Source organism: Lentilactobacillus buchneri (assembly GCF_018314255.1).
Taxonomy (GTDB): Bacteria; Bacillota; Bacilli; order Lactobacillales; family Lactobacillaceae; genus Lentilactobacillus; species Lentilactobacillus buchneri.
Genome location: NZ_CP073066.1, coordinates 2,126,166 through 2,150,149 on the forward strand (window position 1 = coordinate 2,126,166; position 23,984 = coordinate 2,150,149).

A 23,984-nucleotide genomic window follows, 5' to 3' on the forward strand; every position below is an offset into this window, starting at 1 on the left:
ATCAAGGCATCCAAAAGTTTCATTAAAACAATAAAAATATTTGTTCCTGCCAGATGGCGTTCAATTACACTGTTTTCGACAGGTATCTTGAAAGGGAGCAACTATTATGGCACAAAATGCTGTTGCATTAAAACATTATCAAATGTACATTAACGGAAAATTCATGGATTCAAAGTCAGGTAACGAAATTACTGTTTTAAACCCATCAACTGGTGAGAAGATTTCGACAGTTCCAGCTGCAACTCGTGAAGAGGCCAAAGAAGCCATCGATGCTGCATACGAATCTGAAAAATCATGGAAGAAAGTTCCAGCTGCTACCCGTGGTCAATATCTACACGATGTTGCCACTGAAATTCGTAACGAGAAGGATCACTTGGTTGAAATGCTCCAAGAAGAGCAAGGTAAAATCAAGTCATTAGCAACCACTGAAATCATGTTCTCAGCTGACTATTTCGATTACATGGGCAGTGCTGCTCGAACTTATGAAGGTGAAATTCTTCAATCCGACAACAAGAATGAAAATATCATGATTGCCAAGCAGCCAATCGGTGTTGCCGCCGGCATCTTACCATGGAACTTCCCATTCTTCCTGATTGCCCGTAAAATGGGTCCAGCTTTGGTAACTGGTAATACGATTGTGATGAAGCCATCTTCAGACACACCAAACTTGGGACTTGAATTTGCCAAGATTGTTGAAAAAGTTGGGATTCCAAAGGGTGTTGTCAACATTATTTCAGGTCGTGGCTCAGTTGTTGGTGACGAACTTACCAAGAACAAGAAGATCGGCATTATTAGTTTGACCGGTTCTGTTGATTCTGGTAAACGGGTCATGGCAGGTGCTGCAACCCACATGGCTAAAGTTTCATTGGAGTTAGGTGGTAAAGCACCAGCCATTGTCTGCAAAGATGCTGACATTGATTTGGCAGTTCAATCAATCATTGACTCACGTGTTGATAACAATGGTGAACTTTGCAACAACTGTGAACGGGTCTACGTTCAGGAAGATGTTGCCGATGAGTTCATCAAGAAGTTATCAGACAAGATGTCAAAGATCACTGTCGGTAACGTTATGAAAGATGAAAACGTTGGTATGGGTCCACTGATTAACCAAGAAGCTTTGGACAAAGTCTCTGGCATGGTTGATCGGGCCGTTCAAGCTGGTGGCAAGGTCACAGCCGGTGGTCACAAGTTGAACATCGAAAATGGCTTCTACTACGAACCAACGGTTATCACCAACGTCAAACAAGATTCAGAAATTGTGCAAGACGAAATCTTTGGCCCAGTACTGCCAGTATTGACCTTTAAGACTTTGGACGATGCCATTGAAATGGCTAATGATTCTGACTTCGGTTTGACTTCATCAATCTACACCGAGAACTTGGACAACGCAATGCGTGCTGCCAACGAACTCGAAGATGGTGAAACTTACATCAACCGATTCAACTTTGAAGCTATGAATGGTTCACACTCAGGCTGGAAAGAATCAGGTATCGGCGGCGATGATGGTCGTCATGGTATCGAAGAATTCTTGAATACTCATGTTATTTACCTGCAAGGGCATCCGGAGAAGGCTGAAGGCTAGAGCGTGACGAGGGCCGGGAGAGGCGGTTTCTAAGGGTACTTTGATTGAAGTTCCTGGGTTTGGAACTTTAATTAAAGTGCGCTTAGAAGTTAGCCTCTGGCCCGTCGGAGCACATTTTATCCAAATAACAGTGAACCACCCACCAAAAAGGCACCCACAGCAAACGCACAAGAAAGTTTGTCGGTGGATGCCTTTTATGTATGACTAAAATAGCTGAAATCCGAACGAATATTAACCGATGTGATAAATAGAAAAAATGACACTCCCACACCATCCTGGCATATAATAAAGCCAACAAACCCACAGGAGGCAGACACAATGACACCATCCAATATCATCGGCGGGATACTAACATGTGGTGTTGGCCTATTTTTGATTGTCGCAGGCTTAATGGTGATCAGGGGAAAATGGTCAGGAATCGTTGCTGGAAATCTTTTCCGCGATGATCAAAAGTCGGTTGGTCGGCATAAGAAAGCCATTGGTATTTTATATATCATCCTCGGCGTCCTGTGCCTAGTCTTTTATTTTGTTGTCTTTTTGAAAGCTTGAAGGTTCATATCATATCCCATCAAAATAGCGGCCTGCACTGGTCTCAACCAAGCGCAGGCCGCTATATTATACATACAGTAAAGATTGAATCATTGAACCAGGTAAAAGACGCCACTGACCCCAATCAACACAAACACGCATTTTTGAATCATTGAGATATTCATGTGGACCGTAATCCGGTTGGCGATCATGGTTCCGATCACGCCACCGACGATTCCCAACAATATGAGGGGGACGTCAATTAAACCTAAAATACCGTTATAGAAACGAATACTTGTGATATACAATTGATCAATCAAGAAGAAAGCCTGAATACTGGCGAGATATTCCTCTTTTGTATCTGCCAAGGACAGGAAGTAGAGCGCCATCAACGGTCCACCAATTCCAAACAAGCCGTTGAAGAAGCCGGAAACGATCATAAAGATAATGGCAATATAAATGGGATAATGTTTCCGGCCTTCTGATTTGACGAACAAAAAGTACAGTGAGAGGGCAACCAACAGACCACCCAGCATGGATTTCAGTAAATGGACATTGATTGAGTTGACTAGTTGTAATGCCATAAAGGCCACACTGGCATAGACGACAAACGGCCAGATGATTCGTTTGAATTGGATGCTGTGCCGATAACGCCAAGCCAACATGATGTTGGAAACCGACATAATCAGGGATGCGACCCCGGCACTTTGGGGGATGGGCAAGATTGTCGGTAAAAAGACCATCAAGACAATTGCTGAGCCAAATCCGGTAACCCCCTGGACAATCCCAGCAAGGACAGCGGGCAGGAGCACGAATATGAAATTAGTCATGACCATCCTCCTCTCAAGTCATCTCCGTTACGAGACGTGTGATAAGTTCCTCTGAGACTTCCGGTGAAGCTTTGGTGATTGTTTGGTGTAAAGTTTTCGGGACATAAAGAGCGCGACGACCAAGAAGGCTAAACACATGGTAAAGCCGGCCTGAATGCCCATTTGTTGATAATTGGCGTGGCCAGCAAAAAAGTGACTGGCAATGTTGATGGTGGCCACAATAATGGCCGTTCCAAACGATGCCGCGATTTGTCGCAAGGTGTTGAAGGCAGCGACCCCGTCAGCGATTAGTTCATTGGGGAGATAGGATAGTGCCTGGGTCTGAATTGGAATGAGAATTAAGACCAGTCCAAGCTGGCGGATTGTCTGGCCCATTGTCAACATCAGCACCGAAGCGTTAACGTCAATGAATGCCTGCATCATGGTACCAAAACAATCGATTAGAATACCCGTGGTCACAATGATCCGCACCGGATAACGATCGAACAGCCGGCCACTGATTGGTGACATAAAACCAGTTAGTAGCGCTCCCGGCAGTAAAGAGAGTCCGGAGATGATGGCACTCTTACCCATGATCGTTTGGATTAGCAGCGGCAACAGAATCGTATTACCATACATCGTCGAGACAATCAGTGAGTTGACCAAAGTGGCAGTGGTGAACTGACTGTTTTTGAAGACGGCCAAATTAACAAACGGATGGTCGGATTTTCCTTGAGTGACGGCAAACATCGTGATTAAGACAACACCGACGACGAATGGCAGCCAGACTGTTAGAGATGTGATAGGGAACTGACTAACGTTTGAAAAACTCCATAGAAGTCCCAGTAAACCAAAACTGATGGTCATCAGGCCTTCGGTGTTAAATTGAGGTTCCTGGTTAGTAGGGATCTTGGGCAGGGCAATCGTGGCCATTACCAAATCAATGACGATAAACGGCAGCACCAAAATGAATAGGTAGCGCCATGAGAAATAGTTCAAAATAACACCGGAAAGTGTTGGGCCAATGATCGGCGAAAAGTTAAATGCCAAGCCGACGATTCCCATCACGGCACCTTTTTTGCCGGGCTCGGCGTAGCGGATTGCCAGGGTATTTACCAGGGGCATCATCATTCCGGCACCGATTGCTTGGATCATGCGGCCGATGATGAGAGTGAAGAAATTAGGTGCCAAGGCACCAAAAATCGTTCCAACTAAAAAGACGCTGACGAAAAAAATAAACAGAGAACGAAATGTGAACTTCTTGGTCAGATAAGCACTGACCGGAATCATAATCGCGTTGACCAGGGTGTAGCCGTTGCTAATCCATTGAACCGTACCGGACGAAATGGCGAACACCTTCATAAAGGTTGGCAAAGCGACATTCATGAGCGTTGAACAGAGAATGCCGAAGAAGGCACCGAAGATCATAATGATGAGCGAATAACGATTTTGCTTTGACATTAACAGGACTTCCAAATATGTATTTTTTGCATTTCGAAAAATAGCAACTCTAAATAGTGTAATTTTAATAATGGATAATTGCAATAGGAATATAGTTAATCACTAATCGCAGAATAAATAAAAACGTGGAATTGTAATCATGCAATTCCACGCTTTTATTAAGCTTTCTTAGATACCCGATAAAAGTTCGGTGAAAATGGCGTTTCTGCCGCAATGTTACTACCGTCATAATACACGTGAACGTATCCGTGACCAACTCGTTTGAAAGTGAATCGGGCCTGGTGCAATTTGTTCAGTTCGTTTCTGCCGACGATGGTGTAGGCGGTTTTACCAATCGCTTTCCATTTGGTATCGGTAATGTGCCAGCCCGCTGACTGCGTTAAATAGGCATTCACACTACTTTTACGAACCCGGACAGATTCATAGCTATCAAACTTCTTCATGCCAAAGTATTTACCGATGTTAATCGTTTTGTCTTTCCAGTGACCGCGTAGTGCTGTTGGGGTTCCCTTGTGCCAGGTTGCCGCTTGTGTTGATGTCGTTACTGCTCCCAAAAAGCCAAGTGACGCAATCGCCGTTACGATTAACTGCGTGCCTTTGTTCATGACTGTCATCTCCAATTAATTTGCTTGGTCAAATTTATTAACCAATTGAATGACCATGCTTGGCTCACTGCCGGGGACTGCCCGATAGACGACGTAGTCTCCCGGAACCAAATCAACGGATGCCAGCTGGGCTTTTTGGGCGACGCTAAAGCCGGCCACTTCGTAGTAGGCGTGACCGTCGACGTCTTCGTCGGTTAACGTGACGTTGACCTGTTCGAGTGGGGCAACGTCTAAGGATGCCCGGCGTAATGCCAGGTACTGGTAGTTGATCGAGTCAACCATAATGGTGATTTCATTGTTGGTGCAGGGAACGCTCATGGTCTGTTTCAAATTGATTTACTTCCTTCTTTGAGTTTCGCGTGGCGAATATCATTGACATTGATGGTCACCAGCTTGTCGGTTTGAAGATAGATTAGATCACCATTAGTGCCAATTACAATGCCACTTATATTATAAACGTTTAAGTAGCCGTCATCATTTAATTGAAGGGTAATTTGTTTGGAATTCTGCCAACTGTCCTGCAAAACGCGGTCGATGACTTCCGGATCCTGTTCCGGCAATCGATGAGTCGGGACCTCGTCGACTTTTTTGTCAGCCATATCCTGGGTATGGTCACTCAAAAAGTAACCCAGCCACTTCACCATGCCGCGGTCGTTGTAGAGCCATTGGTCGCGTGGAACGTCTCGAATCATGTTGAACACCCCCATACGTTTAATATACGAACATATGTTCTAAACGTCAAGGGGAACAGTTTAAATAAATGAAGCCTGGAGCCGAAGTGATTGCTGGCCTTGGGATTGGGAAAATGTTACAGTTTATTTGGCTAATTGGTAGATTGCAAATTTAATCCGAATTTTTTGACAAATTGGTCAGCATGACCTGATAAGGTGTTTGCCAGTCAAGTATTTTAAGTGGTCTCTGATTAATTTCGAGTAAGGTGGTTTTCAAGCCTTGAGCACTAATGTGCTCAAAATAAGTCCCCTTAGGATAAAAATAGCGTAAGTTCCGATTAAATCGTTCATTACTGCCGCGCTCAGCTGGCGTATAAGCATGGCAGTAATAGGTCTTAATACCATATTGTGATTCAAGTGATACTAGCCCACTAAACTCAGTGCCACGGTCCACAGTAAAGCTGTGCACCGGACCATTAAAAGTGGTTAGGAACTTAGTTAGTGCTTCATTAACAGTCGCTGTCGTCCGATCTTTTAACCGGTATGCCCAAAGGAACCGTGATTTGCGATCGATTAAAGTTAATAAAACTGCCTTACTATGCCCACGAGGACCAACGACTGTATCTAGTTCAAAATCGCCGATGCGATTACGTTGATTAATCATCATGGGACGCTGTTCAATTGATCGCCCCAAAGATTGATTATATTTGGATCGTTGGTCAACGTTACGCCGTTGGCGTACGCCATGTTCAGGTAGATCATTCAAGGAGAAATCAATTCTCCCCTGATTTAGCCAATTATAAATAGATTTAGTAGCTAGTTTAAATTCGTGAGCAATCATTCCTGGTGACCAGCTTAGACGTAAATGGTTGAGAATTTTTTGCTTTAACTCATCGCTCAGCTTAGTTTTCCGACCACATCGTGATCGCTTGTATTCGGCATCTGTTTGTGCTAATTCAGCCTGATAAGGTTGACATCGAGATAATTCATAAGAAATTGTTGACGGTGATCGGTTCAGCCGAACGCCCATTTGGATATTGGACAGCCCTAGTTCACAAAAGGTTTCGATTTTAATTCGTTCGGAATAGGTTATACTAGACAAAAGATCAGCTCCTAAAAGATGGGTTTGTGGTAAACACCATTTTAAAGGAAGCTGATCTTTTTTGCCCGAACAGCGTTCGGATTAATTTTACAATCTACCAATTCACAATTTATTCATATTTTTAGGGGACAATGAATTTATAAAATACATTGAATAGGAGTGAAGCAATTGCGCACGGTCTATATTTTCACCATCATTATTGCGTCGATCGTCATGTTTTTGATTGATTACTATGTGTCATTACCACATGTATTGTGGGCTTGTACCTGGTTGGGATTCATTGTAATCGTTGGAATTTGCAGTTATCAAATAATGGCTCATTGGCATAATAATCAATAAAATTAAATTCGAATTTGCTTCTCATCCGTCGAGATCGGGAAGCCCTTCTTAAACGCAGTCCGCAAGAAGTTAAGCAGGGGCGGAGTTACCTTTAATTCGTCCAAATCCCGCAATGAGAAGGTATAGCGAATTGCCTTTTCATCACCAGCTTCAACTTTTTGGACCCACTTGGGCTCACGGATCAACTCACGGCCCATGGCGGCAAATTGGACGCCGGCGTCAATCAACTTGGCAACTTGAGCTGGGGATGCCAAATGGCCGACAACCATCAATGGTAAATCATCCGCCAGGACTGCTTGGACTTTTTCGAAGAGCGGCTGCTGGTCATCGCGATCGACAATTGATCCCTGCCAGGCATCCGCCAATGACATGTGCAGATAATCAATTGGCTTTTGATTGAGTTCTTTCACCAAGGCCAGGGTGTCGGTCATTCTGATACCAGGCTTTTCCAGTTCCTCAGGCGAAATCCGGTAGCCCAAGATAAACTTTGGGTTATCAGAACGCTTGATGACGGCTGCGCATGCATCAACAACCGCCAAAGGGAAGTTCATCCGTTTTTCCAAGGAGCCGCCCCAGTGGTCTGTTCTGCGGTTGGAATGGGGACTGAAGAATTGCTGAATCAAATAGGTGTTGGCACCGTGGAGTTCGACGCCATCAAAACCGGCGTCAATGGCCAATTGAGTGGCGTTGGCGAAGTCCTGAATGGTCTGCTCAACTTCTTCAGCGGAAAGCGCCCGAGGGGTTTCGGCACCCAAGCGTTGTGGAGCGACCGCGCTGGCAGAGACGGTTTGATGGCCGCGCAGTACCCGCGAGTTACTCATTCGACCGGCGCTGAAGATTTGAAGAATTGCTTTGGTATGATTGATTTTGAAGGCGTTGGCAAGCCGCGACAACCCGGGCAGCATGTTGTCATGTGCGACACTGAGTTCGCCTTCAAAGCCTTTGCCCAGATCATTGACGTTGGCGCAGCCGGTAATAATCATGCCGGGGCCACCGGCACGCAATCGGAAGTAGTCGATTTCGTCTCCGGTGATCGAACCGTCTTCAAAACTGGACATCTCGGTCATCGGTGACATTGCGATGCGATTTTTAATGGTGACACCGTTTCTTAATTGGGTTGGTTGTAGGAAATTATATTTTGTCATATGAGACCTCCTGATGATGATTAATACCTTGAGTGTACCAAACAAACCTAAAATTTCCAGGTGAAAATGTTTGGTTCATTTTCCTAAAAAAGCGTTTACAATAGAAGTGGAAACAAAATTGGAGGAGTGATAGTTGATGGAAACATTGAAAATGATTCAGTCACGTAAAGCAGTTCGTGAGTATTCGGGCCAAGTGTCCGATGATCAGCTGCACGAAATTTTGGTTGCAGCCAACGCCAGTCCGGTTGGGATGGGGCGCTATGATGATTATCGATTGACGGTGATCCAAGATCCAACTGTTTTGTCAAAAATGACTGGCATTTATGAAGCCCCAACGGTGATTGTGGTTTCAGTGAAGGAAGAGAGTGCCTCCGATGAGATTTCAGCCGGCGCGATCGTTCACAACATGGAATTGGCCGCTGAAGATCAGGGATTAGGTGCCAACTATAATATGGCCAGTTTGGAATCCATTCCAAGCGGAGTCGTTCCAGATGGTTTTAAGCCGGCATTTGCCTTGACCCTTGGCCAGACCAACGATACATTCACACCACGGGAAATTCCGTTGGATCGGATTAAGACAAATACTGTGAAATGATATTCAAAAAAATGGGTTAGCTCTCAACGATTTGTTGGGTGCTAATCCATTTTTGATTTGACAGTTAAGCTGGGGATTCTTTATCTGACGAATTGCGGGTCGTGGACCGGTTATAATTCCCCGCCTTTTTCAAAGGTTGGTACCATCTTTTCAGCTCGCAGCAACAGCAATTGATGCAGCAAATCCTTCACGTTCTCAGTAATTGCGTGAGCGATCTTGTCGTTAACCTGATTATGCCACTCAGGTAACTTGTCCTTGGCAATGTTTTTAAATTCTGCATCTGCAGTCGCCACTGCAGCCCGGCCGTTGGCAAAGCCAAACTTGCGGCTTTCAGAAACCGCAGTCATTGCTTCGAGATCATGCTCGGCAAAGAAGGGGTCAGCCAACATGGCAACCAACTTATTCAGCCAATAAAAGCTTTCTGTCGTGGTTCGCAGCGGCGTGTGCTTAAAGTTATCCGGGGTATCAGTGCAGTTGGCAAAGAATGGTACTGGCGCGTTGAACTCATTGACACCTTCGGCCAGCCAATGAATGGCGGCGTGTTCGGCTGGAAAATCGGGACGAATTTGCAGGATATGTATCTCTTGGTTGCGGTTCATACCAATTGGTCGATAGCGCAACCGTGATTCTTCAGTTCCGGTCTTCCCATAAGGATCAAACTCGGTGCCTTGATAGTGGCTGCTCAAAAAGAAGGCAATGTCTTCAACTGAAATCAAATGATCGGCAACTCTGGTAAATGGCATTGTCCGACTTTCGGGATTCTGCTGGATTTCCGGGTTAAACATTTTTTGACCGTACCAAACCCGCGGGGTGTTGTAGTAGTGATCCGCTTGAACGTCCTCACCGAAAATATCACGGAAGTTAAAGCCGGAACGGGCCTTGTTCAAGTGATACTTATCGGCAAATGCTTTCAGGTCGTCGCTGTACATATAGTGGTCAGGATCATCAAAGTTGATTTCTTGAATGCCGGTTTGATTAGGTGCGACCGCATAAGCGTCATCCGGAATTCGTTCGGCAGCCCAATGGTGCCCACCGACTGTTTCGAAGTACCAGACCTCATCTGAATCTGAAAAGGCGATGCCGTTGCTTTCACAAGTGCCAAATTTGGTGACCAAATCGCTCAGACGTTTGACGCCTTCACGGGCATTATGGATGTAGGGGAGGACACAAGTCAGCATGGCCTCTTCACCGATACCGTCAGCCACCAGCGGGTCCAACCCCAGCATGGTGGTGTTGGTAAATTCGGTTTCAGTTGAGCTCATGGCAACGTTGTCAGTGTTAATCCCGGATTCGCCCCAGAGGCCATCACTAACGTCAGCGTTGGGTGTTTCGGTGTAGCGCAGCGGATTGTTTGGGAGCTTAACCCGAAATTGGTTAAAGGTCGAAACGTATTCGCTGGGTTGATCTGTCGGGTTCACCACCACAAAGCGCTTGGCATTCACGCCTCCGCCGGCATCTTCATTTCTGGCAATCATCGTCGATCCGTCAGTTGTAGCATTCTTTCCAGCTAAAAATGCGGTACAGCTGGAAGTCGTTTGAAATTTATTCAATCAAATCATTCCTTCTCAATTTAATACATCGATTCGATTGGGAAGCGGTGCTTGGTACGGTAGAAATTTTAGTAACTTAAAGCTAACTGGTTGGTGATTGATTTAGGAAGTACCAGTGCTTGGCCGTAAATCCAATATTTTTGAACTTTGGTGTGTTTAGTGGCCTTCTTGGTTGAGTATTTGGTGATCCGGTACCAGTTGAACTGCAATCCCTGGTTGGCGTACAAATCAACGTGGACTTTGGTGCCAGCCTTTAAGCCGCTCTTCTTCCATGAAGTGGTTTTAATGTTTTTGTAGCTGCTGTTGGGGGCGTGATTAGTGAGCTTAAATGATTTGTAGTTGGTGCCGATTTTGGCATTAAAATTAGCTTTGTGATAACTCAAGGATCCGGGCATGCTGGCAGCGCTTGAAACGGGGGATTGAGTGACAGATACGAGACCACCAAGGCCCAGGGCTGTTACCGCCAACAAGATACTTTTCTTAAACATCTAAAAAATCTCCTTTCAAAATTCAACTAATTTTAGTATAAAAGTCTGGTTAAAAAAATTCCAGCCGACTAGCTGGAATTTTAGTGATTAGCCTAAGAACTTACGCAAGATTGCCTGACGACTGATTAAGGTGGTCTTGGTTTCTTTATCAGAAATCTTAACCAGATCAGCGGCTAGTTGGGCATGCTTCTCTTGTTCAGGTGTCTGTGGGCCGGCCTGAATATCGAATAGTCGTTCAACTGCTTCAATATCTTCGTCAACCGCTTTCCAGGCAGGGTTCTTGGCTTGAAGAGCAGTCAAGGCGTCCTTGCTGAAGTATTTGGCAACGTGGGCATAATCGTGTTTGATATTTGGATAGTATTTCATTAAGGTGTTCAGTTCTTTGTCACTGAGCTTGTTCAAGATGCGGCCAGTTCCAAGGAATTCTGGCGGAACCCCAACTGAGTACAGGGCACCGGTAAAGGTGATCGCACGAGGCATCTTATAGCCATCAACGTCACGTGAGTAACCGATGATTCCGACGTGTTGGTGACGGTCCCGACGCTTTGGAAAGGCATCAAATACCGGCTGTAAGTCGTTAATGAGTGGATCCAAAGTTTCGTGATATTCTGCAGCGGCTTTTTTAGCGATTTCCAAGAGAATGTCTTGGTCGTCGTGATCGATAATTTCAAATTTGCTCTTTTGAAGGCCGTCGCGCAGTTTGATGATCGCTGGTTCAACCACATCCAATGGGTAATCGTAACGGAATGCCGATTGAATCGTTGCCGTCTTCAAACCGGGGAATTCTTCGAGGTAACGGTCAATCATCATTGGTGATAGGCCGCCACGGAAGATGGTGCTTCCGGTTCCGGCAATTGGATAGATCGGCAAGCCAGATTCTTGTTCAAATTCTGCCAAGCCGGTCAAGGCTAATTTGTTCCCAATGATACTGTTCAAGAAACCGTTTGAAAGGGCGGAATCGGATCCCGCCAAGAAGACCCGCATGTAGCTTAATTCACGGCCAAAGTGGTCTTTGTACATTTCAAGGTATTTTTTCAGGATTTGTGGGGCGTGTAACTGGGATTCGAATCCTTCAAACAATGGAATCATTTGCAGAGTATCTGAATCTTTGTGCCCGGTATTAAATTCAGTTGACTTGTAGTGGGAAAGGCTGGCGAACTTGTCTTCCATGGAAATCAGCTGGTCGGCTGATTGGGTCATGGGCAAGATAGCTTCGAATAACGGTCGTTCCTTGAATCCCAAATCGTAAGCAAAGTCTTCAGCGGACAAGATGGTGGTCATTGCCTGCATCAAACTGTAGCCCTTTTCTTCCCAAATGTTTGGCAGACGGAAAGTGAGGTACTTATCTTTGCCAAGGGGATGCTTTTGGAAATATTCGTAGTGCTCGGAGTACAAACGGTCAATGACGGATGCATCGGCGTGTTTGCCTTCCCAGTCCCACATATACTCATCGGCATCGAGCTTGGAAAAGTTTTGGTAAGCTTCATCAATTTCACGAAATGCGGATACAAATGCATTATCGTTGTGCTTGAAGAATGGAACTCCTGCGTTATCTGGATGTTGAGTACCCATAATATTAGGGATTTTTCTATCCATAAAAGAAAGCCTCCTGAGATTTGATTAAGTTCATTTAGAATGATTATACAGTAAAAAATGTGAACATGAAAATAATATTAGCAAATTGTGCAAATTCATAAAACAATTAAATACCCGAATATTAATGAATAATTTAAACAGTTAATTAATTATTTCAACTAAATATTACAGCTTATTTGAAAACATTACCAGCTTTTTAGATGAGATTGAGAACATTATCGCAATCAAAGAGGTTGGGACATTAATTGTTACGCTGGTTTTCATTGCAACCTTCATTACCACTTTTATATAGATAAAACTTGCAACAAACGGCTGATCCCGGCCATTTAACGAATAAACGCAGTCATTCCAAAGTCCGGAATAACTGCGTTTATTCGTTAAATTCTGGGATCAAATCGCCTTTCGTCCCAATCTCTTTGGGTTAATCAAAGCTCGTAACTGTTTCAGCGGTGTAGTTCCCGCTGTTCTTAAGTAATTTTGAAACTGGGCAGCGGTTTTCAGCTTCTTGTGCAAATTGATCAGCGGTTTCAAAGTCAACACCTTTGACCATGATCTGAGCGTGAACTAAGAATTGGTATTCAGCCCGCTCACCAATGTAAGCCACTTTGACGTGGACCTCGGCGGTGTGGGGGACACCATGCTCTCTTTCAACGGCTTGAAGGGTTGCCTCCAAGCAGGTGGCCAAAGACATGCCCAAAAGTTGTTCCGGGTTGGTGCCCGGCTTTGAATTCAATGGGCTGCTGGTTTCCACTTTGATGCCATCCGGCACATAAGCATGGCCGTTCAGACCTTCATCATTCACAGCTTCGGTTTGATACAACGGGTTATTCCATCTTTCATCTTGCATTCTGTTAGTACCTCCTACATTTCTTTAACCTCGATTATAAGCGCTTTCAATGAAATTAAAAAGAAAAAGGTTGGTATCAAAAAAAGAGTGGGACTAAAGGCGTTTTGATCCCAGAATTTAAGCGCACAGATCGATTATTCCTGGTTTTGGAATGATTGATCTGTGCGCTTAAATGGCCGGGATCAGCCGATTGCCATGTAGGCTAGGCAAGCATGCTGGCCGTCGTCGCACGTTTTTGATAAATAATATGGGATCACAAAAATAGAGGCCGAGGCAAAAGCGTATACTTTTGTCCCAGCCTCTTGAGCCGTTATTCGTTATAATCCATTCGAATGATCACAGGATCTTTAGTCAAAAAGTCGCCAACCCCGGATAAAAATTTTTGGAAATGGGGCGTATTGTTGTGGAATTCAACAGCTTTTTCATCCTGCCAATGTTCAATAATTTCATACTCAGTGTCACTATGGAGCTTCTTGAAATGGTCGTAGCTGACGTTGCCTGCTTCGCCACGGGAGCCATCGACCAATTCATCAATAAATGCTTCGTAGTCCGATTGCATCCCTGGTTTAACTGACAATTCAACGTTGATAACTTTCATCTTTGCAGCCTCCTATCAAATGTTTGGGCATGTACACCCTTAGTATATCGAAGTTTTGAACTTATTGTTCAATTTATCATCCGTAAATGTGAGATCGTACGCCGTCCCGTTTTTATCGGTGACATAGAGTAAGTATTTGGCTGACATCGGTCCCTGGCCGATAATCGACTGGCCGTTTGGTGTGCCCAACGCATTAATCGCAGCTTGATATGTAGTTCCAAGACCCAACTGGTTAATTTTTGATTTGGCAGTGATTCGCTGCTTGCGCTTGGCAGCTGGCGTATAGGATTTCCCGACAGCTTTGTGATTGAGAAACTGTACTTTGACCTTGGCAACCGGGAAAGTCGCAGAAACATCCTTCCAGGTATACTGCGTCGTCTTCTTGGTGACGCCGTTGACGGTGACCGTGCCAACGTGGGAAGGAGTCCCGAAGAGTTTGAGGACTTGGTCTTCCGAGGAACCATAGGCGGCATCGGTAATGTCGCCAATATTAATCCGATTAAAATTGGCCAGATTGATCCCTTCAGCTTCTCGATCGTGTTTATATTCGGCGGCGGTTTTTTGACTGTCAAAATGATGATCAACCTGTTTTTTGGCTGAATTCGAAGTGCCACACGCTGATAGCAACAGTGTGCTCATTAATGCGAGTGTAACTGTAATTGGTTTTCCCATAAAATTCCCCCTGACAAGATGGTTCTAAATGTTGGCTGGATTGACAACATTATATACTTATTTGGGCGGCGAGTCGTGGACTTTTTAACCGTCGCGGCCAGTTTTCGAATATAATGAACATACAAAGTTCTCAATGAAAGACAGGTGAATCAATTGGCAAATCAACCGTTAGTATTTGATTATCAAGCGGCTCAAGGCAAGCCGGAGAATATTCGCCATCCGGAAGGGTACTGCCCGTTTTGTGATGTTGAGCATTTGACCAACATTTTGGCACAGGACGACGATCGAATTTGGCTGGTCAATAAGTTTCGGACCCTTGAAGATACCTTTCAGACTGTGGTGATCGAATCCAGTGACCATCTTGGCGGACCCTCCACTTATTCAGTTGAGCAGAATCGTCAAGTGTTCGAATTTGCGTTTAAATGTTGGCACCAAATGATTGTGTCCAATAAATATCAAAGCACGATTATGTACAAGAACTATGGCCCGTTATCCGGCGGCAGTTTACGACATCCACATTTTCAAATTGTCGGATTGGATAATTATGATGTTTATCAAAATATTGATATCAGTAATTTTACCGGAGTTGAAGTGATTCATGATGAGCGCTGTGAAATCACATTATCCACGCAACCGATTATTGGGTTTGTCGAAATCAATATTGCCATCGACGAAGTTGGTCATATTGACGATTTGGCCGATGCTGTCCAAGTGATTGTCAAATATCTGTTGAACGATTACATGGGTGGCCGGCTGTCATCGTACAACTTATTTTTCTACGAAATGGCCAATAAATTTTACTGCAAAATTGTGCCACGTTATGCGACCTCACCATATTTTGTGGGCTATAAAATTGCACAAGTCCAAAATGAAGGCCGACTGGAAAAAATTGCGGCAGATATTTCAGAACGTCTGTCGGCTAATCAATAACAATAAAGGGAACGGCATTTTGCCGTTCCCTTTTATTATTCATGAAGTTGGTTAAACCGCACTGACTAATGGAACCGATGGATCGTCATTAACGACAGTCACACGGGTATCCTGGGCTAATGCCTGCTTAATCATCTGGTTGATTTTAGTGTAAACCTTTGGATCCGCAGCCTTGATTTCGTTACGGGAAGCAACGAATAGGTGACGAATTTCTCTGGACTTTAAGAGATTTTCAATATTCTGGAAGTCGGTGAATAGTTGGTCCTTAAATATCTTGGTAATGGCTTCAGCTGTGTTTTCACGGTTGTAGGTCTCAATGGCCGTGTTCACCAATTTGGCAATCTCAGTGGTGGTGTCATTTTGAACGGACTGATCCACCTCGAAGTCGGCTAGTTGTAAGCCATTATTGACTTTCTTGAATAGGTTAATATTTTGAGATAGGCCCATCAAGACGAATTGGTGTTGTGCCAATTCCACGTTTCCCTTTAGGAAGTCCATTATGACCCGGTAGTAACGTTCCTGGTCGATTTTCTTTTCCTGGGTGGTTTCGTTATGACCGTGGTATTGGGCGTTGCCGCCGCGGGCACTAAAGTTCAGTTCACCGCCACGCAATTCCTCACCGAGGGCTTCTTTAACATTGGCTGGATACTCTTTGACATCAAGTGCGGTGACCCGCTTGTTGGAAAGTTGATAGAGTTTACTGTTGTCACGGTTTAATTCGATCAATGTGTAATCCTGATTAGGTGCTTCACTGAGTAATAACAGGAAGTCAATTGCATCTTCAATTCGATAGTCCGGCTCATCGACACTGGTTCGGATCAAATGATAAACATTTTTGCCAAGGTGATCGGCAATCACCGTCATGCCTTCATAAGGCAGCTGCTCACGGGTCAGGTCATTGACATCGGCAATAAATGGCGCAATATCGTCTCCGACTTCTTTTTGGATTTTTTTCAGCATATTCTTAACTCGGAGTTGTTCACTTTGGTCAAACGACAGCTTACGCAAGTTAAGATTCAAAGTAATCACCGGTGCTTGTAAGTCAGGTAACTTCGCCAAATCTGAAACAGAAATAATAGTTGCCATAAGTAGGACACTCCTTCATTTTTTATATTAGGTATAACTATTTAATTATATAACCTACTTCTATTATAACAGATCCAGGATCCAAAGTCTTATTCGGCGATTTGATAAAAAAAGCAATCCTCATGGGTTCAAGGATTGCCGTATTGGAGATTCGTAATAATTGACATTAAGCCGCCAAAAAGAGTGAAAAGTAGACTTAATACTGCCAGGGCGACGAACAGGTGGCGCCATTTGAAAGGTGCCGGCTGGCCGCGGGCATTTTTATAAATGAGATAAAAGGCACCAACGACGATGGTAAACACCGCTGTGGCCAGTAAAATCCAGACAACTGCTAAAACAATATCCATGATAGCCTCCGTCAATAATGATACTTGTAAAGATAGCATTCACAACTGGCAATGGCAACCAGGGGATGATCATTACGTTTTTCTAAAACCGATTATGATCGCTTAAGGTTTAAGTTTCAGTTAACCACGCCTTTCTAGAATGAATTTAACAAATGAAATTTAGTCACGAATTTGCTCGAAGAAAGGTGGGAGACGATGATTAAATGGTTGCCATATTTATTAAATATTACTGGTGTATTGGTCTGGTTGAAGATTCAATCAAGGAACTTGAGGCAATTGACCTGGTGCCAACTGTTCACAATTGTCACTTCAATCATCTATATTTTGGTTGTGAGCTATCTTACCTTGGCGCCGACATCATACGCGTTCGTGGGACCCCAACAAGTCTCACCGATGATGATCGGTTCGGCACCCATTAATTTGATCCCATTTTGGAGTACCACTGCTGATTTTTATCAAAATGTGGTGATGATGCTGCCGATGGGCGTGTATTTGGGATTGCTGCTGCCAAAGTTCAACCTGCGAAAAGTCTTATTGACCGGGTTGAGTGTCAGCTTGACCATTGAAAGCCTGCAGTTCGTTTTGGATCTGTCGGTCGGGCTGTCCAGATGGGTCGATATTAACGACGTGTTGACCAACACGTTTGGGGTGATCGTCGGCTGGCTCATTTTGAAAGGCTTGATGCACACGATCTTTCAGCGACTCTTGAGTCATTTTGCGATTACAGCATTTTCACACCAAAAGGGTAAATGATTGCCCTTTCAGGAGTGAGGCACTAAAATAAGCTTACTTTAAATTAATGGGAGATGTTATGATGGCTAAATTGAACCAGGCAATGAAAGACATGATTGCCGGAGAATTATCGTATATTTCAACTGTTGATGCAGATGGTAATCCAGATGTTGGACCCAAAATTTCGATGCGGGTTCTGGATGATGAGCATCTGATTTATAACGAAATGACCGGCGGCCAAACCCAAGCAAACATCAATAATAACGGCAAAGCAATTGTGGCCGTTGCCAACGCCAAGGCATTAAAAGGATTCCGGTTCGGTGGAACGGCGAAACTCTACACGGACGGTGACTACTTTGATCAAGCTGCCAAATGGGCAGAAGGTAAGTTCCCAGCTCCCAAGGGTGCCGGTGTGATTACCATTGAAAAGATTTGGACATTGGATCCAGGTCCTAAGGCAGGAAAGCTATTTGAAGAATAGTGGCCTACTTTACTCTTAAATAATAAATAAAACCAGCAATGATGATTATTTCATCGTTGCTGGTTTTTGTGTTTCAAGGTTACGTGCAAATAAAGACTATTATGCTTGTTATTACGAGTCAGGCTTGATAACTGATACTTTCTGAGAAACTTGATCCATCAGAAACTGTATCTAAAGATTTTGAATCGTCAGACTCATCTGTAATGATCTTAATACTTTTGGGCTTCAGTGTCGTAGTGGACTCAGATAATAAGACTAAGTCATATTCCACCCGCTTGGCATGGGGAGCCAACTCTTCTTCAGAACCTGTATCAGCCATCGCATCGTCATCGAAGTTTATTTGATAACCGTTGGAAAATACAATTTGCTTGATTCCGCCAAAGTCAATCGTTGTTGTGGAATGATTGGTAACAACATACTCAATTTTCATTCGCGTGTAGTCTTTAGGCATACTATCTTTGTTAAACGAAGTCAGTGCCTGATCAAGCTGATCTTCTGTATTTGCATGAACTTTGTCGATCTCAGCGTGTTTAAATTTAACAGAAAGCGGCCCATTTTGGATTGTCGTATCCGGTTTAGTTCCTAGTCCGGTCATGGAAATTTTTCCTGGAACTTCGCTATTTTTCCATTGCCCAACTTTTGACAGATGGATAAGAGGGTTTGAAGAGACTTGGTTTGGATCCTTTTTCTTAGCCTTCGCTTTGGTCTTAGCGGTCTTCGAACTCGCTGCAGGCTGCATGACAACCGTTGTTTTCGCACTATTCAATAGGGCGATACAGATTACCAGGCCAACTCCCAATACGATAATGGCCCAAATCATCCAGTTTTTATACCAAAGTTGTCTTTGAGATGCTGCCACGGGTGTCCGTTGCTTTAAAGTGGGCGATGGTGACGATGGTTGATTTTCCAATCCTACTTGTGGTTTGCCACAGTAGGGACAATACGATGCAGCAAATGGAATCTCTTTGCCGCAACTTAAACAGAACTTTGTTTCTTGATTCATGATAATCCCCCAAAATATGTATTCAGCTTTTTGCGTCGTCAGTTTTGGACAAAATGACTCAGGAGCATGACTGGATGCTTCTGAGTTTTCAAGTGCATTCAGCTGGTCGTTGAAAGTGCCATTTAACTATACCCAAACCGCAATACCTGCGTCAACTACTTTTTGACGATTATTTAATGGTTTGATAGCCGGAAAGTTATATTATCATCTCTTGGGAATCCTTTTATAATAGCCGATTAACCGCTTTCAATCAAAAAGTCGTTTTAATTGTATTTTCGATTGCACAAAACTAATATGATGTTAATCAGTAATTGGTTACTTATTTTACAGGGAGGTTTTAATTATGGCTGAAACAATTAATTCGGGGATTGCTGCATTACACACACTTGAGAGCTGGGGTGTTGATCACATCTACGGGATCCCAGGCGGAACCATTAACAATTTAATGTATGCATTAGATGCTGAAAAAGACAAAATCACTTATGTTCACGTTCGTCATGAAGAAGTGGGTGCCTTGGCTGCCGTTGCCGATTCGAAACTAACCGGTCACATCGGGGTTGCCTTTGGCTCAGCCGGCCCTGGTGCCACTCACTTGTATCAAGGGGCTTATGACGCAATGGCTGACAAAGTTCCGGTTCTCTTGATTGTTGGTCAAAATCCACAAGCTCTGATGAACCAGGACTTCTTCCAGGAATTCGATGAGAACCCATGGTTTAAGGATGCCGGGGTTTATGCTCGAACCGTCATGACTGCTCAAAGTCTGCCCCACATCTTAGACGAAGCCATTCGTCGGGCGTTTGCGCAACACGGTCCAGCCATCGTCACGATTCCAAATGATTTGGCTAACAAGGAAATTCCAGCAGATGGGTATTATAGTTCAGCTGCCAATTTTGCCAAACCAGAACTAGGTGCCGGTTCAGACGAGCAGGTCCAACAAGCATTGGACTTGATTGATCAGGCTAAAAAGCCAGTCCTGTACGTCGGCCAGGGAACTTACGGCGCTGCCGATGAGGTAATGGAGTTTGCCAGAAGTTCCAAATTCCAGTGATCACGACCGCACTGGGCAAGGAAATTATCCCTTATGACTTTGAATCCTTACTGGGTTCCGCTGCCCGGGTTGCTTCCAAGCCAGCCAACGAGGCGTTACAGCAAACTGATTTGATGCTGTTTGTCGGCTCCAACTATCCGTTTGCAGAAGCCATGTTCAAACCGGACGTTAAATTCATTCAAATTGATAACAATCCACAAGTGCTTGGCAAACGTCACAAGACGGATGTTGCCATTCTTGCAGATGCCAAGAAGACATTACAGAAATTCATCGATATGGGTCAAACTAAAGAGCCATCAGATTGGTACGCAGCCAACGTTGATAACGTCACAAATTGGCACGAATACAATGACCATATGATGAACCGGACGGAAGGCAAGCTGCGTTTCGAACCGGCATTTAAAGAGATCAATCGGATCGCTGAAAAAGATGCCATCTTCTCCATTGATGTTGGTGATGTTACCCAAAATGCTGTTCGTTTGTTGAAGACCAACGGCCATCAGCCTTGGATTACTTCCGGATTATTTGCCACCATGGGCGTCGGATTACCAGGGTCAATTGCTGCTAAGTTGAGCTACCCAGATCGTCAAGTATTCAACCTGACCGGTGATGGTGCCGCAGCTATGGTGATGCAGGACCTGAGCACCCAAGTTGGCTACAAGCTGCCAGTGATCAACGTCGTCTTTTCTAACGAAGCACTGGGCTTCATTGAAGATGAGCAAGAGGATGACAGTCACGAGTGGTTCGGAATTAGTTTGCCGCAGACCGATTTCGCCAAGGTCGCCGAAGCTCAAGGGATGCTTGGAATCACGGTGACATCCGTTGATCAAATGAAGCCGGCTTTCGATAAGGCCGTTGAAGAGACCAAGGCCGGTAAACCGGTGCTGATCGATGTCAAGATTACCAACGAGCGTCCGATTCCAGTTGAAAAATTGACTTTGGATCCGGATAAATTCGATCAAAAGACGATTGACGACTTCAAGAAACGTTACTACGCAGAAGACTTGGTTCCGTTGAGTGCCTTTTTGAAACAACACGGAGTTAAATAAATCGTTCTATAGCTAAGTGAGAGGCTAAAGCATCAGTGTCAATTGATGTTTTAGCCTCTTTTGTGTGTCATTTTGATACTGATTAAATATGCTGGAGATGACTGTTTTCATTCACAAAAGATTAAAAGGCCTCAATCATGCAAGCCGGATACCATTGAATTATAATTAATTGTATATAAATGAGGGGAGTCAAAGATTATGGGAAAATGGAAAAGTGCACTCTTAGTGCTGACTGGATTCGTAACTTTGGGGGCAGTTTCAACGACAGCTTCGGCCAAGGCAAAACAGACCCCGGTGACGGTGAATGTTGTCTTTAATGTTCGCGACCGTAATGCAATGAATACTTATGTCAGCCAAACGGTAGATCCAACATCCGCTAATTATCATCAGTACTTAACACCACAACAGGTGGCTGACCGTTTTGGCCGAACCAACGCCGAAATTTCTGATTTTAACAGGTACTTCAGTCAATATCACCTCAAATCGGCGGCTTATCCTGGCAACTTTGTGATGAAAGTCCAGGGATCTCAAAAGAATCTGGTGAAGGCCTTTAAGGCGACCCCAGCCAAGACCAACAAGGACTGGGACGTGACCGGCACTAAATTGCCTGGTAAGCTGTCCAGTCAAGTTGCGTCAGTCTTGGGATTGTTTGTTGACAAGAAAAAGACTTCAACGAAGACCGACAAGAAGGCGTTAAAGTTTACCCATAACTTAATTGAAGACGACACGCCAATTGTCGCCAGCAGTCAAAATCAGCTGGCGAAGAAATATGGTCCGACTAAGTTTGCTGATCGATATGGGGTTAATAAGCTGTACGACCAGAATCTCCATGGAGCCGGCCAGCGCTTTGGGGTGATTGTGACTTACGACTTCAACCCAAGTGATGTTGCCGACTACTGGAAACAAATGGGGGTCAACAGCGACGTTTCCAGAATTCACAAGATTTACACCACCGATAATACTGGTGGGCCAAAGCCAAAGAACAATGATGATGTGACCTCCCAGGAAGAAGCCAGTTTGGATGTTGAACAAGCCGGAGGAATTGCTGATCAAGCACAAATCGACGCTTATGTCGGGGTTTCCAGCAACGGAGACACCACGCCGGATGTTCAATATTTGGACGCATTTGCCACTGCGATTGGTGATAACCGTGACAAACAATTGACGACCAGTTCGTCCTTTGGTAATGAATTGAATGGCTTCGGTCGTGGCGGGCTGAGTGAAACAGCTTCAGAATTCAATGATGCTATCAACCTGGTTTTTGAGCAGGCAGCCATTCAAGGAACAGTCATTTTTAACGCTGCCGGTGACAGTGGACCGTATGAAGTCGCAAATAAGTCAACCAACTTGCCATTCCCAACCTCGGAATATGCCGTTCAAGTGGGCGGAACGACGTTGCCTTATACCAAAATTATTGGCGGCCAATTGGTTCAAGTTAAAAAGGAGCGTGCTTGGGGTGATTCCTATTCACAAGGTACGGTTACCAAGCCAACTGTCTTCCCTGGTGGCGGCGGTGGTTTTTCAACTCTCAATCCAACCCCTGCTTATCAGCTTGGTGTTCCGGGCGTCAACACTTACAACGCATTTAACATGTTGAAATATACCAAGGGTGGTTACTTGGTCAACCCAGATCCTGAAATGATTTCTGGGACTCATCAGGGACGAAATGTACCGGACATTTCCGGGAACGCTGATGAAAAAACTGGTTATGGCGTATACATTACTTATAAAGCCGGGAATACCCAGGTTCCCATCTGGATGAATGCAGGCGGAACCAGCTTTGTTGCCCCACAAATGGCTGGCGCCAGTGCTGTTATCAACAGTGGTTTAAAGACTTCTGCCGGATTCTGGAACCCACAGCTGTATAAGTTTGCTGTTCAATCCGACACACCGTTCCATGTTTTAGATGACGCGACGATGGATAATACCAATCTGTACTATACCGGCCAGCCGGGCAAGGTTTATAACCAAGCAACTGGTCTGGGAACCGTCGACTTCAGTAAACTGTTTACGAAGTTTAATGCTCAGCAATAAAGCAAATTGAAAAAACAGGACCCCCAACATGCAAGATGATAGCGTGTTGGGGGTCCTGTTTTTTTGGATATTTGGCTGAAAAGTCGACTTATTTAATACTGTAAGTTTGTACCCCGATGATTTGGTTGGTGCCGGCTTTCACGCCGTGGATCTTGATTGGAGATTTGGTATCATACAGATTCCAGGCCATTGAGCCTTTGGCTGATTGATTTTTCTCGATAGCCACCTTGTATTTGGGCGCTAAATCTTGATCCGGAAGTGGGGCGGCGACCAACTGCTTTTTGGATTTAGCAGGCTGGTAGGCGCGGAGCACGGAAGCGGCAGACACTGGCGAGACTTTATGGTTGCCAGTGTTTTTAATGGTGTACCAAAGGGCAAAAATGGGTTTCTTGCCAAATTCATTACCAGTCTCACCAGCTGGAATCACAGCGGTTTTGGTAATTTTCAGCTGAAAATTCTTAACTTGAAGAAAGTTCTTCCGAAAACTTGCCGTGTCTGAAGAACTTTTATTCTGACCGCTACATCCTGAGAGGGAGATGACGGCGATTAAGGTCAATGCGAGTGCGAATATTTTTTTCATGTTCTGAGCTCCAATGCTTATGTATTTATGAAAATGATGATTTATTAATATTTTACATGTTTTTTTCAATAAAGAAACTCAAAATGAGGAAAGTTGACATTGGATA

24 protein-coding genes and 1 pseudogene are annotated in these 23,984 nt (G+C 44.4%); 8 read left to right on the forward strand and 17 right to left on the reverse strand.

Annotated elements, in window-relative coordinates:
• Positions 1-106 precede the first annotated feature (106 nt).
• Positions 107-1,582, forward strand: a complete 1,476-nt coding sequence (aldA, locus tag KE627_RS10135) for an aldehyde dehydrogenase (RefSeq protein WP_056939209.1) — start codon at positions 107-109, stop codon at positions 1,580-1,582.
• A gap of 318 nt (positions 1,583-1,900) precedes the next feature.
• Complete coding sequence (locus KE627_RS10140) at positions 1,901-2,131, forward strand: hypothetical protein (protein WP_056939208.1); 231 nt, start codon at positions 1,901-1,903, stop codon at positions 2,129-2,131.
• An 89-nt stretch (positions 2,132-2,220) separates the two neighbouring features.
• Here the strand turns inward: KE627_RS10140 and KE627_RS10145 are convergent, their stop codons facing one another.
• From KE627_RS10145 to KE627_RS10175, 7 genes are all read right to left on the reverse strand, one after another.
• Complete coding sequence (locus KE627_RS10145; RefSeq protein ID WP_013727634.1) at positions 2,221-2,940, reverse strand: sulfite exporter TauE/SafE family protein; 720 nt, start codon at positions 2,938-2,940, stop codon at positions 2,221-2,223.
• 27 nt (positions 2,941-2,967) lie between these two features.
• A complete protein-coding gene (locus tag KE627_RS10150; RefSeq protein ID WP_013727635.1) occupies positions 2,968-4,380 on the reverse strand; it encodes an MDR family MFS transporter in 1,413 nt (470 codons plus the stop codon).
• Between the two features lie 158 nt (positions 4,381-4,538).
• Positions 4,539-4,985 (reverse strand): hypothetical protein, encoded by a 447-nt coding sequence (locus tag KE627_RS10155; RefSeq protein ID WP_013727636.1) that lies wholly within the window; start codon positions 4,983-4,985, stop codon positions 4,539-4,541.
• Positions 4,986-5,000: 15 nt separating this feature from the next.
• Positions 5,001-5,315, reverse strand: a complete 315-nt coding sequence (locus KE627_RS10160; protein ID WP_013727637.1) for a hypothetical protein — start codon at positions 5,313-5,315, stop codon at positions 5,001-5,003.
• Positions 5,312-5,677 carry a hypothetical protein gene (locus KE627_RS10165; protein WP_014939712.1) on the reverse strand — a complete coding sequence of 122 codons (366 nt, stop codon included), beginning with the start codon at positions 5,675-5,677 and terminating at the stop codon, positions 5,312-5,314. Before KE627_RS10165 ends, KE627_RS10160 begins: the two co-directional genes overlap by 4 nt.
• 151 nt (positions 5,678-5,828) lie before the next feature.
• A complete protein-coding gene (locus KE627_RS10170) occupies positions 5,829-6,758 on the reverse strand; it encodes an IS30-like element ISLpl1 family transposase (RefSeq protein WP_146971951.1) in 930 nt (309 codons plus the stop codon).
• Between the two features lie 341 nt (positions 6,759-7,099).
• Entirely contained in the window at positions 7,100-8,242 is a 1,143-nt protein-coding gene (locus KE627_RS10175; RefSeq protein WP_056938939.1) for an NADH-dependent flavin oxidoreductase, read from the reverse strand.
• A gap of 136 nt (positions 8,243-8,378) precedes the next feature.
• Here KE627_RS10175 and KE627_RS10180 point away from each other — a divergent pair, with 136 nt between their 5' ends.
• Positions 8,379-8,837: a nitroreductase family protein gene (locus KE627_RS10180; protein WP_013727640.1), complete on the forward strand. Its 459-nt coding sequence runs from the start codon at positions 8,379-8,381 to the stop codon at positions 8,835-8,837.
• Between the two features lie 110 nt (positions 8,838-8,947).
• Here the strand turns inward: KE627_RS10180 and KE627_RS10185 are convergent, their stop codons facing one another.
• The 6 genes from KE627_RS10185 to KE627_RS10210 all read right to left on the reverse strand — a co-directional run bounded on the left by KE627_RS10185 (position 8,948) and on the right by KE627_RS10210 (position 14,588).
• Positions 8,948-10,387 carry a C69 family dipeptidase gene (locus tag KE627_RS10185; RefSeq protein ID WP_013727641.1) on the reverse strand — a complete coding sequence of 480 codons (1,440 nt, stop codon included), beginning with the start codon at positions 10,385-10,387 and terminating at the stop codon, positions 8,948-8,950.
• A 68-nt stretch (positions 10,388-10,455) separates the two neighbouring features.
• Positions 10,456-10,875: a hypothetical protein gene (locus KE627_RS10190; RefSeq protein ID WP_056938940.1), complete on the reverse strand. Its 420-nt coding sequence runs from the start codon at positions 10,873-10,875 to the stop codon at positions 10,456-10,458.
• Positions 10,876-10,962: 87 nt separating this feature from the next.
• Positions 10,963-12,471 (reverse strand): phosphoenolpyruvate carboxylase, encoded by a 1,509-nt coding sequence (gene ppcA / locus KE627_RS10195; protein ID WP_013727643.1) that lies wholly within the window; start codon positions 12,469-12,471, stop codon positions 10,963-10,965.
• A gap of 421 nt (positions 12,472-12,892) precedes the next feature.
• On the reverse strand, positions 12,893-13,318 hold the full coding sequence (locus tag KE627_RS10200) for an OsmC family protein (RefSeq protein ID WP_014939716.1): 426 nt from the start codon (positions 13,316-13,318) through the stop codon (positions 12,893-12,895).
• Between the two features lie 310 nt (positions 13,319-13,628).
• Positions 13,629-13,916 carry a putative quinol monooxygenase gene (locus KE627_RS10205; RefSeq protein WP_013727644.1) on the reverse strand — a complete coding sequence of 96 codons (288 nt, stop codon included), beginning with the start codon at positions 13,914-13,916 and terminating at the stop codon, positions 13,629-13,631.
• A gap of 39 nt (positions 13,917-13,955) precedes the next feature.
• A complete protein-coding gene (locus KE627_RS10210) occupies positions 13,956-14,588 on the reverse strand; it encodes a DUF3862 domain-containing protein (RefSeq protein WP_013727645.1) in 633 nt (210 codons plus the stop codon).
• Between the two features lie 153 nt (positions 14,589-14,741).
• Between KE627_RS10210 and KE627_RS10215 the strand changes: the two genes are divergently transcribed.
• A complete protein-coding gene (locus KE627_RS10215; protein WP_056938941.1) occupies positions 14,742-15,518 on the forward strand; it encodes a DUF4931 domain-containing protein in 777 nt (258 codons plus the stop codon).
• A 51-nt stretch (positions 15,519-15,569) separates the two neighbouring features.
• On the opposite strand, the gene KE627_RS10220 is transcribed toward KE627_RS10215, so the two are convergent.
• Together KE627_RS10220 and KE627_RS10225 are read right to left on the reverse strand one after the other, a co-directional pair.
• Entirely contained in the window at positions 15,570-16,604 is a 1,035-nt protein-coding gene (locus tag KE627_RS10220) for a baeRF6 domain-containing protein (protein ID WP_013727647.1), read from the reverse strand.
• A 128-nt stretch (positions 16,605-16,732) separates the two neighbouring features.
• Positions 16,733-16,951: a hypothetical protein gene (locus KE627_RS10225; protein WP_013727648.1), complete on the reverse strand. Its 219-nt coding sequence runs from the start codon at positions 16,949-16,951 to the stop codon at positions 16,733-16,735.
• Between the two features lie 195 nt (positions 16,952-17,146).
• Here KE627_RS10225 and KE627_RS10230 point away from each other — a divergent pair, with 195 nt between their 5' ends.
• Both KE627_RS10230 and KE627_RS10235 read left to right on the forward strand, forming a co-directional pair.
• A complete protein-coding gene (locus tag KE627_RS10230; protein ID WP_013727649.1) occupies positions 17,147-17,704 on the forward strand; it encodes a VanZ family protein in 558 nt (185 codons plus the stop codon).
• A gap of 58 nt (positions 17,705-17,762) precedes the next feature.
• Positions 17,763-18,164 carry a pyridoxamine 5'-phosphate oxidase family protein gene (locus KE627_RS10235; protein ID WP_041805876.1) on the forward strand — a complete coding sequence of 134 codons (402 nt, stop codon included), beginning with the start codon at positions 17,763-17,765 and terminating at the stop codon, positions 18,162-18,164.
• Between the two features lie 118 nt (positions 18,165-18,282).
• On the opposite strand, the gene KE627_RS10240 is transcribed toward KE627_RS10235, so the two are convergent.
• Positions 18,283-19,167: a zinc ribbon domain-containing protein gene (locus KE627_RS10240; RefSeq protein WP_056938942.1), complete on the reverse strand. Its 885-nt coding sequence runs from the start codon at positions 19,165-19,167 to the stop codon at positions 18,283-18,285.
• A gap of 343 nt (positions 19,168-19,510) precedes the next feature.
• On the opposite strand from KE627_RS10240, the pseudogene spxB reads away from it, so the two are divergent.
• Positions 19,511-21,264, forward strand: a pseudogene (spxB, locus tag KE627_RS10245) (pyruvate oxidase).
• A 198-nt stretch (positions 21,265-21,462) separates the two neighbouring features.
• Positions 21,463-23,298 carry a S53 family peptidase gene (locus tag KE627_RS10250; RefSeq protein WP_056938943.1) on the forward strand — a complete coding sequence of 612 codons (1,836 nt, stop codon included), beginning with the start codon at positions 21,463-21,465 and terminating at the stop codon, positions 23,296-23,298.
• Between the two features lie 88 nt (positions 23,299-23,386).
• On the opposite strand, the gene KE627_RS10255 is transcribed toward KE627_RS10250, so the two are convergent.
• Complete coding sequence (locus KE627_RS10255) at positions 23,387-23,878, reverse strand: DUF5067 domain-containing protein (RefSeq protein WP_013727654.1); 492 nt, start codon at positions 23,876-23,878, stop codon at positions 23,387-23,389.
• Positions 23,879-23,984: the final 106 nt, after the last annotated feature.